Source organism: Rhodococcus sp. FG69, from assembly GCF_057808915.1.
In genome coordinates this window covers 261,259-269,562 of the sequence record NZ_JBMDIX010000002.1, presented here as the reverse complement: position 1 = coordinate 269,562, position 8,304 = coordinate 261,259, and the positions used below count along the sequence as shown (strand labels likewise).

The 8,304-nt window shown below is 63.7% G+C and carries 8 protein-coding genes; 1 reads left to right on the top strand and 7 read right to left on the bottom strand.

Annotated elements, in window-relative coordinates; all coding sequences use genetic code 11:
- Positions 1-58: 58 nt before the first annotated feature.
- The 3 genes from ACODSO_RS03670 to ACODSO_RS03660 are packed head-to-tail and all read right to left on the bottom strand — an operon-like array spanning position 59 to position 2,786.
- A complete protein-coding gene (locus ACODSO_RS03670) occupies positions 59-1,006 on the bottom strand; it encodes an alpha/beta hydrolase family protein (protein WP_489035100.1) in 948 nt (315 codons plus the stop codon).
- A 3-nt stretch (positions 1,007-1,009) separates the two neighbouring features.
- Positions 1,010-1,546 carry a YiiD C-terminal domain-containing protein gene (locus ACODSO_RS03665; protein ID WP_489035099.1) on the bottom strand — a complete coding sequence of 179 codons (537 nt, stop codon included), beginning with the start codon at positions 1,544-1,546 and terminating at the stop codon, positions 1,010-1,012.
- Positions 1,547-1,580: 34 nt separating this feature from the next.
- Positions 1,581-2,786 (bottom strand): acyl-CoA dehydrogenase family protein, encoded by a 1,206-nt coding sequence (locus tag ACODSO_RS03660; protein ID WP_489035098.1) that lies wholly within the window; start codon positions 2,784-2,786, stop codon positions 1,581-1,583.
- 148 nt (positions 2,787-2,934) lie between these two features.
- On the opposite strand from ACODSO_RS03660, the gene ACODSO_RS03655 reads away from it, so the two are divergent.
- Positions 2,935-3,876, top strand: coding sequence for a PDR/VanB family oxidoreductase (locus ACODSO_RS03655; protein ID WP_489035097.1), 942 nt, complete (start codon positions 2,935-2,937; stop codon positions 3,874-3,876).
- Here the strand turns inward: ACODSO_RS03655 and ACODSO_RS03650 are convergent.
- The 4 genes from ACODSO_RS03650 to ACODSO_RS03635 are packed head-to-tail and all read right to left on the bottom strand — an operon-like array spanning position 3,873 to position 8,303.
- Positions 3,873-5,492 carry a fatty acyl-AMP ligase gene (locus ACODSO_RS03650; RefSeq protein ID WP_489035096.1) on the bottom strand — a complete coding sequence of 540 codons (1,620 nt, stop codon included), beginning with the start codon at positions 5,490-5,492 and terminating at the stop codon, positions 3,873-3,875. The two genes, ACODSO_RS03655 and ACODSO_RS03650, sit on opposite strands and share 4 nt — an antisense overlap.
- Entirely contained in the window at positions 5,489-6,226 is a 738-nt protein-coding gene (locus ACODSO_RS03645) for a thioesterase II family protein (RefSeq protein WP_489035095.1), read from the bottom strand. The genes ACODSO_RS03650 and ACODSO_RS03645 overlap by 4 nt, the downstream gene beginning before the upstream one ends.
- On the bottom strand, positions 6,223-7,452 hold the full coding sequence (locus tag ACODSO_RS03640; protein ID WP_489035094.1) for a cytochrome P450: 1,230 nt from the start codon (positions 7,450-7,452) through the stop codon (positions 6,223-6,225). The genes ACODSO_RS03645 and ACODSO_RS03640 overlap by 4 nt, the downstream gene beginning before the upstream one ends.
- The gene (locus ACODSO_RS03635; RefSeq protein WP_489035093.1) at positions 7,449-8,303 is read right to left on the bottom strand and encodes a class I SAM-dependent methyltransferase; all 855 of its coding nucleotides are present in this window, start codon (positions 8,301-8,303) and stop codon (positions 7,449-7,451) included. The genes ACODSO_RS03640 and ACODSO_RS03635 overlap by 4 nt, the downstream gene beginning before the upstream one ends.
- Position 8,304: the final 1 nt, after the last annotated feature.

The window sequence follows — 8,304 nt, the reverse complement described above, 5'->3', positions numbered from 1 at the left end:
CCGTCGTACTGCGGCCGTCAGGACCGCGCCGGTGAGCGATCAGCAAGCTGGACTCACGTCACCCGTCCAAGCCCGTCCGATCCAACACACCCGTTCGAACCCACTCGGATGCGACTCGCGCGATCACGGGTGAATCCTTGATCCACTCGAAGTGGTCACGGTGGATCACCGGGGAATCTGCGTCGATGTGCCACCGCGTCACCGGCGCCGCCGTCAACTTCGATTCCAGGAAGTCGACGTTCGACTTGGGACCGAGACGGTCGTCGGCCAGCGAGATGGCCAGAACCCGTGTCGTCATCTCCGCGAGCAGGCGGTCGTAGTTGCGGGACGTCCCAGCGGGCCGGTAGTGGCTGGTCAGGGAATGCCGTGACCAATCGACCATGACGCGGCCCGCCATTGCCCCCGGAATCAGCACGCCACCCGGCCAGTGCCCCTTGACCCGTGCGACCAAGCCGATCCACTGGATGTCGCGCAGCGCCTCGAACCACCGCCGGATGCCGAACGCGCGCCAATAGACCGTCCCGGTACCGATTACCGTGACACTGTCGACCGCGCCCGGTTCCCCCGCCGCGTAGAGCAGTGACAGCTGACCCCCGAGACTGTGCCCGAACAGGTGAAGCTCACTGTTCGGGAAACGATCTCGCACTGCTGCCGTCACCGCGGGAAGATCGATCTCGATCATCTCCCGGTAGCCGAAGTTCGGTTGATCCTGCAGCGCGGGTGTGCATTCGCCCTGTCCACGCAGATCGCACAGTGCGACCGACATTCCCTGTGCATTGAGGCTTTTCGCGAGATGCAGGTAGTGCTTGGCCTTCATGACCATTGCCGGGAGGACGAGAACCACCGGAGCCGATGGGTCCGCCGCCGGCACCAATCGAACCGTGAACGTGATTCCGCCCGGAACCTCGACGGGGAAAGATTCGAGCAGCGAGTATGCGGAGGGGCGCCGAGTCGATGCGGCGTTCTCGGCAGACTGGTCGGCGGGTGTTCCTGAGGTGGTGGACATCGGCTATTCCTTCCCGTCGGACACGACGACATCACACACATAGTCGAAGGTGAATTTCGCGACGGTGATGTCGTCGTCGTTCACCATCACTGCTTTGCCCGTGAGCTCGAAGCGTGCGTCGGACTCGGCGGCGAGGATGGCTCGCATCTCTCGCTCGTCGACGGTTGCGATCGCACGAATTCGTCCCGAGGCGGGTTTGCGGTACGTCGAGTTCGCCGAGCGCACCACGAGACTTTCGACGACGTACAGCCTCGTGGCGGCGGCACCGACGAACGCTGCCGCCCCGGCGATATCGGCAGCGGTGAACAACGCGCCCGCATGGACTGTGTTCATGTGATTCACCACGTGCGGTTCGCGAGGGATATCGACGACGGCCCGATCGGGTCCGATCTCGGTGACGGTGGTTCCAACATGTTTACCGAACGGCACGAGGGAGTTGGACACCGATCGAAGACGCTCGTAATCGGGTGCGTCGCCGTCGATGTTGCCGAACGCGGCAGCGAAGAGTCCGACCCGGCGGCCGGTGGTGGACAGGGACACGATGTGCTCCGTTCTGTTGCGTGAAAAGGATGGGTCAGCGGAAGGGGCGCAGTACTCGGCGCGCTATGGACCACCGAAGAACCTCCGACGGGCCCTCGTAGATGCGGAATGCGCGGGCCTCGACGAGGAATCGGGCGACGAGGTGGTCTTCGCACACGCCGAGTCCGCCGTGGAGCTGAACCGATCGATCGAGAATTCGCCACACTGCTTCCGAGACGAATGTTTTTGCGATGGAGGCGCTGTGGCGCGCGCCGGAGGAGTCGGCACCCTCGGTGTCGATGATCTCCGCAGCTCGGCGGATCAAACCGCGTGAGGCTTCGATATCGATCTCGCTGTCGGCGACATGGGCTTGCGCCATTCCGTGGTCAGCGATCGGAACACCGAAGGACGAGCGGCCGACGATGTGTCGGGCAGCCATTTCATGTGCTCGCACGGCTAGGCCGAGCCAATTCATGCAGAAGACCAAACGGGACGGTGCGAGCCGAACTCCGGCGTACTGCAAGCCTTTTCCTTCTTCGCCGAGCACGGCATCCGCGGAGACCTCGCACTCGGTGAACTGCACCTCGCAGTGCCCGCCGGGAATGCTGTGGTCGAGGGTAGGCATGCGCCGTCCGACGTGGAGACCCGGGTTGTCCTGATCGACCAGGAACATAGTCGGACCGCTCGGAGTCGCGGCCATGACGATGGTGAAGGCCGCGCCGGCGGCTCCCGTCGTGAAGTGTTTGGCACCGTCGATCACCCAGCCCGATCCGGAGCGGCGCGCCGTGGTCTGCAACATGGCCGGATCGGAGCCCGTCCCGGGAGCAGGTTCGGTCATCGCTATGGACGAGCGCACGTCTCCGGACGCCAGCGGAGCCAGGTAGCGTGCCCGCTGTTCCGGGGTTCCCGCGTGCTTCAACAAGTGAATGTTGCCGTCGTCGGGCGCTGATGCATTGACCGACAACGGACCCAGCAGGCTCGCGCCCGACGCCTCGAGGACGCGGGCCTGGGTGCGCATGGACAGTTGCAGGCCGCCGTACTCGGTGTCCGACAGGGGGCCGAACACGCCTGCGTCCTTTGCCTTACGTTGCAGTTCGAGTCGCATCTCGTCGTCGACTTCGCGGCCGTCGACCACGACCTCACGCTCGACAGGCAGAACATGTTCCTGGATGAAGGCGGCGGTCCTGGCGACCAGCAGATCGACTGTCTCGGGGGTATCGGATCTCTCGATGCGATCGATGTCTCGTTCGACGGTTGTCATGGCATCCAGTGTCGTGCGGCAGGTCGTGCGCGAGGGGCCGCGATAGGCGACGCCGATCGCACGACATCGATGGGACCCACGGTGTGCGGCGGTGACGGTGTTCCCCGAGCCTAGAGCGTGCGACAGTCCTCGATCGAAGGAGCACAGAGTGTTGGAAGCCGGTATGTTCACCGTGGTCGTCGTCGGGCGTTCGGATGTTGCCGCGAACGTCATCTCACTCGAACTCGCGTCACCCGACGACGGTGACCTGCCCGGTTGGAGTGCCGGCGCGCACGTGGACGTCCGCGTCGGTGGCGATGACGTGCGGCAATACTCGCTGTGTGGCTCACCGGCGGAGCCGTCACGGTGGCGCATCGGAGTTCTGCGTGAGCCGAACGGCCGAGGTGGGTCGGCCTACCTCCACGAACACGCACAACTCGGATCCACCCTCGAGGTCTCTGTGCCGCGCAACAACTTTCCTCTCGTCGACGCGTCGGCTTATGTGTTCGTAGCGGGTGGGATCGGGATCACTCCTATCCTTCCGATGATCGCCGCCGCCGAGTGTGGCGGTGCGGAATGGAAGTTGTACTACGGGGGGCGTACCCGCGCTTCCATGGCGTTCGTCGACGAACTCGCCGCGTATGGAGACAGAGTCGCGATACTCCCGCAGGACGAAGCCGGGATGCTGCCGCTTGCCGACATTGCTCGGGTCGCCGGTGGCGACGCCAGCGTGTACTGCTGCGGACCGGAGCCGTTGCTCGCGGCGGCAGAGCAACACGGTATCGGTTCACTGCATGTCGAACGGTTCGCACCGCGCCCTATTGTCGCCGAGGAACCGGACTCTGCTTTCGAGGTGCAACTTCTCAGTACAGGGGAAGTGATTCGAGTTGGCGCCGGACAGTTGCTCGTGGACGCTCTCGAACGAGCAGGTGTTTCGGTCGCGACCTCGTGCCGAGAAGGTACCTGCTCGAGTTGCGAGACGAAGGTGATCAGCGGGAGCCCCATTCACCGGGATTCCGTGCTGTCCGACGACGAGCGTGAACGGGGCGAATCGATGATGGTGTGCGTGTCGAGGGCTGCGGCGTCTTCGGTCCTCGTGCTGGATCTCTAGCTGAACTCGCCCCTCAGGTAGCGGGCTTTGGCAGCGGCTCGCATCAGCTTGCCGCTGCTGGTCTTCTGCAGTCGCATGTCTGTCAAGACCAGTTCACCGACCGTGAGTCCGTGCTCGCGAGTCACTGCCTCTCGCACCGCAGGCGGACTCACCTCGTGATCGGCAGACGTCTCTGCAATGATCACCAACTTGTCGATTCCTTGGGCGTCTGCGATCGCGAACGCCGCGCATGCCGAAGACTTCGCCCCTCCGACGTGGATCCGCACGGTATTCTCGATGTCATGCGGGTAGTAGTTCTTGCCCCGTACGATGATGACGTCCTTGATGCGCCCGACCACGTACAGCTCACCATCGACGACCGCACCGAGGTCGCCCGTGCACAGTTCCTTTCCGGTCTCGCTGTGGCCCCAGTAGCCGGGGCTCACGTGAGGACCAGAAACCCGTATCTCGCCGATCATGTTGTCCTCGAGCGACTCTGCTGAGTTCGGGTCCGCTATTCGGACGTTTCCGTCGGCAGCGGGTACGCCCGATCCGACGACCGTACGTGACGGGGCGTCAGCGGCGGGGGTCAATCGGCCGCGTGTGAGTTCGTCGGCGTCGACGATCAGGGTTCGTGGTCCGCGGCCCTTCACGCTCCCTGCCACGAACAACGTCGCTTCGGCCAGCCCGTAGCACGGGTACATCGCCGAGCGGAGAAATCCGTAGGGCGCGAACGTAGATACGAAGCGTTCGATCGTGTCTGCGCGGATGGGCTCTGCACCGTTGAAGGCCACCTGCCACGACGCGAGATCGAGGTCGGTAGGTATCGAGGTTCGCTCGGCGTGCGCTACACACGCGTCGAATGCGAAATTGGGTCCTCCGCTTGTGTGTGCCCGATACTTCGCCACCGTGAGGGGCCAGAGCAGCGGCCGGCGGATGAAGGTCCACGGCGACATCAAGATACTGGTGCTGCCGAGGTACAGCGGCTGGAGAACGTTGCCGATCAGGCCCTGATCGTGGAAGAGCGGCGCCCAGCCGACGAACGTGGAGTGACGATCATGGCTGAACGCGGACGCGATCATGCGTTGGTTGGCAATCAGATTGCGGTGGGTGACGCGAACACCTTTCGGACGTGACGTGGATCCGGACGTGTATTGCAGGAACGCAGTCGAATCGTGTTCCGGTGGAGCATATTCCTCGTCGCCACCCTCCGGCGTCTCGCTGACCGTTATCCATCTGAGCCTGCCTGTCACCGCACCCAGTTCGTCTTCACTGGCGGATCGCGTCGGCGCGTCGGACAAGACGACCGACGGCGCGCAGTCCACGACGATGCTGTTCGTGGCATCGTGCGGCCTGCCTGGCCGCGGCGGGTTCACCGGAACGGCGATCACACCCGCATACAGACATCCGAAGTACGCGACGATGAAGTCGAGTCCTGGTCCGAACAGCAACAGTGCGCGTTCTCCTGGCCTGCACTGGGTGCGCAGAGCACTCGCGACGCCCTGTGCGCGCGTGTGTAGTCGGTGGTAGGTGAGGACCTCGGCTTCGTCGCCGGCGGTGTCGAGGAACACGTACGCACGAGCGTTGGGTGTGTCGTGAGCCCTCGATCGAAGGATGTCGGTCAGCAGAGCGGTCACAGAGCGTCACCGATGATCGCGGCGATCGTGGTGCGATGATCTTGGTGGAAGAAGTGTCCTCCCGTGAAGGAGTGTGTAGCGAAGGCGTCGTTCGTGTGCTGACTCCACGCGGAGATTTCGTCAGGATCGACGACGGGATCGTTCTGAGCGTGGAATCCTGTTATCGGACATGGAAGCTCGGTACGGTCTCGATACGAATACGTCTCGCACACCTCGAGATCGGCCCGACTGACCTTGACTGTGTACCGCAGCAACGATGCGCTTCGCAGCGCGGCGCGCGATGTTCCCCCCATTTCTTCGAGGGCGGCCACGAATTGCGGTTCTGGCAGTCGGTGGACGGTCCGCCTGCTGGCCGCCAGGTGCGGCGCCCGCCTACCCGAGACGAACAGATGGCGCGGCGGCGTCCCTGCGTCGGTGAGGGCCCGTGCCAATTCGAACGCGACAAGGGCTCCCATGCTGTGGCCGTACAGCGCAACGGATCTGTCCACTGAACGTCCGACCTGCGCCGCGAGCGCGGCCACGATCGTGTGGATGTCGCGCAGTGGTGGTTCCGCTGCGGCGCCTTCCCGTCCCGGGAGCTGGACGGGATGTGCAGTGATCGACGCCGGAAACCTCCACCGTGCAAACGACGATGCGCCTGCCCCGGCATGGGGGATGAGTAGAAGGGGCACGGTGGCGCTCGTCGGCCGGATGTCGACGGTGACCGCGGGGGCGAACCATTGCCGTGAACTCACAGCGCCACCGGCAAGTGGGCAAGCCCGCGCACAATCGAGCTCCGGGTCTGCCATTGCAGTGGGGTCGTGTCGGTTCGTCGTGGGTCGTGTTGCGTGAAGAGCGTCTCGACGGCGATCTCTGCCTGCATCTGAGCCAGAAGGGCACCGAGGCATCGATGCATGCCGTGTCCGAAGCCGACGTGTGTGGCCCCGGTGCGGGCGGGATCGAAGTCGTCGGGCCGGTCGAACACGTCAGGGTCCCGATTCGCTGCGCCGATGCACAGCAGCAGGTGATCTCCTGCGTGTATGTGGTGGCCGCCGATCTCGGTGTCGACTTTCGCGACGCGCTTGGTCATCTGCAGAGGACTGTCGTAGCGCACAGATTCGTCGATGATGGCGCGCACGGGCAGCGACCCGGCGCGCAGTGCCGTCACCAAGTCGGGACGGGACAGCAGCACGAGGGTTGTATTGCCGATGAGCGCGGTCGTCGTCTCGTTGCCCGCGACGAAGCACATGATGCACAGCACGACGATCTCGTCGACAGACAGCTCGTCGGTATCGGTTGTCGCAGAGAGCATTCGACTGATCAAGTCTGTGCCGGGGTGGTCGCGGCGCTCGAAGACCACGTGCTGCAAGGCCAGGGTGAACGCGTCGACGACGGAGTGGACGCGGTCGAGATCCGTCGCTGTCATCAACGTCGGCTCGAGAAGGAAGCGTATGTCGTGCGTCCAACGGCCGATATCCGGTCGCATCGACGCAGGCAGGTTCATCCAGTCACAGATCACCGTGATGGGAAGGAGAGTTGCATAGTCCGCGATCACGTCGACAGGTGCGCAGGTGCGCAGTGCATTCTGCAGCAGAGTCTCCGAGGTCATACGTACGTGCTCGCGCAAGGAGGCGATCGCGCGGCCTCCGAAGATTCGATTCGCTAGCTCACGCAGTCTCCTGTGTTCTGGATCGTCGGTGAAAACCAGCGATTTCGTCCCCATTCGGCGGACGGCAACGGCGTCCTCCCGTCCGTACCGAGCTGTTTGCGCCGAGACCAGCTCAGGGATCAACGCAGCGCTGAACATGTCGTCGCGCAGGACGTGTCGAACGTCCGAGTGTCGGGTGAGCACCCACATCCCGAGCGTTCGGTGAACCGGGGACTGTGTGCGTAGCTGGTCGTAGCAGGGGTACGGGTTTCTTCGGAAGGCCGGGGAGAATGGATTGAATCGGACTGTGTCTGCTCGGGTAACGGATGTCATCGTCGGCTTCCGAAATGGCTGACATATGGACGCAATACGATGCGCAGGAGCCCGATCTTTCCCATTCTGAATCCCAGCGCCGACATCTTCAGATACCGCTCGTACCGTTGCACGACGTCGTCGCCGACCAGTTCGACGGCGCGCGGCCGCTGGGCGCGAAGTCGAGATACCCACTCCTCGCAGGTCCACGCGTAGTCGGTCCGGTCGTTGCGCAGGCTGACGATCTCGAAGATTCCTTCGGCGGCGGAGGTGATCTCGACGAGCGTCGGTAAGTCGGCGTCGGGAAATATGTCGTTGTTGATGAATGCGTTCGCGTTCGACGGTGACATGTTGGCGTAGGCGATGGTTTGCAGCGACAGCGCTCCTCCGTCGGCGAGCCACCCGGCGCATCGGGTGAAGAACTCTCGATAGACGGCAATCTTGTCGGCAGGCGAATCGGTCGGCCGGGCGAAGTGCTCGAATGCGCCGATCGACACGATGGCGTCTACCGGTTCCTCCGGCTGGTAGTCGATCCAGTTCTCGGTTCGTACCTCGACACCGGGAAGAGATCGGCCCCGAATGTAGTGCGCTTGCTCGTCACTCAGCGTGAGACCGGTGCAACGATCGACATGATGGCCGAGCGATGCACGCTCGAGTATCGCGCCCCATCCGCAGCCGATATCGAGGAGACTGCGGGCTTCGTCTGCGTCGACGGCGTCGAGATGCCACCTCAGTTTGCGATCCTGGGCCTGTTCCAGCGTGTCGCCAGGTTCTCGAAGAGCGCACGAGTAGGTCAACGACGGGTCGAGCCACAGCCGGTAGAAATCGTTGCCGACGTCGTAGTGGTATTTGATGGCGTCTGCGGTCTCCACG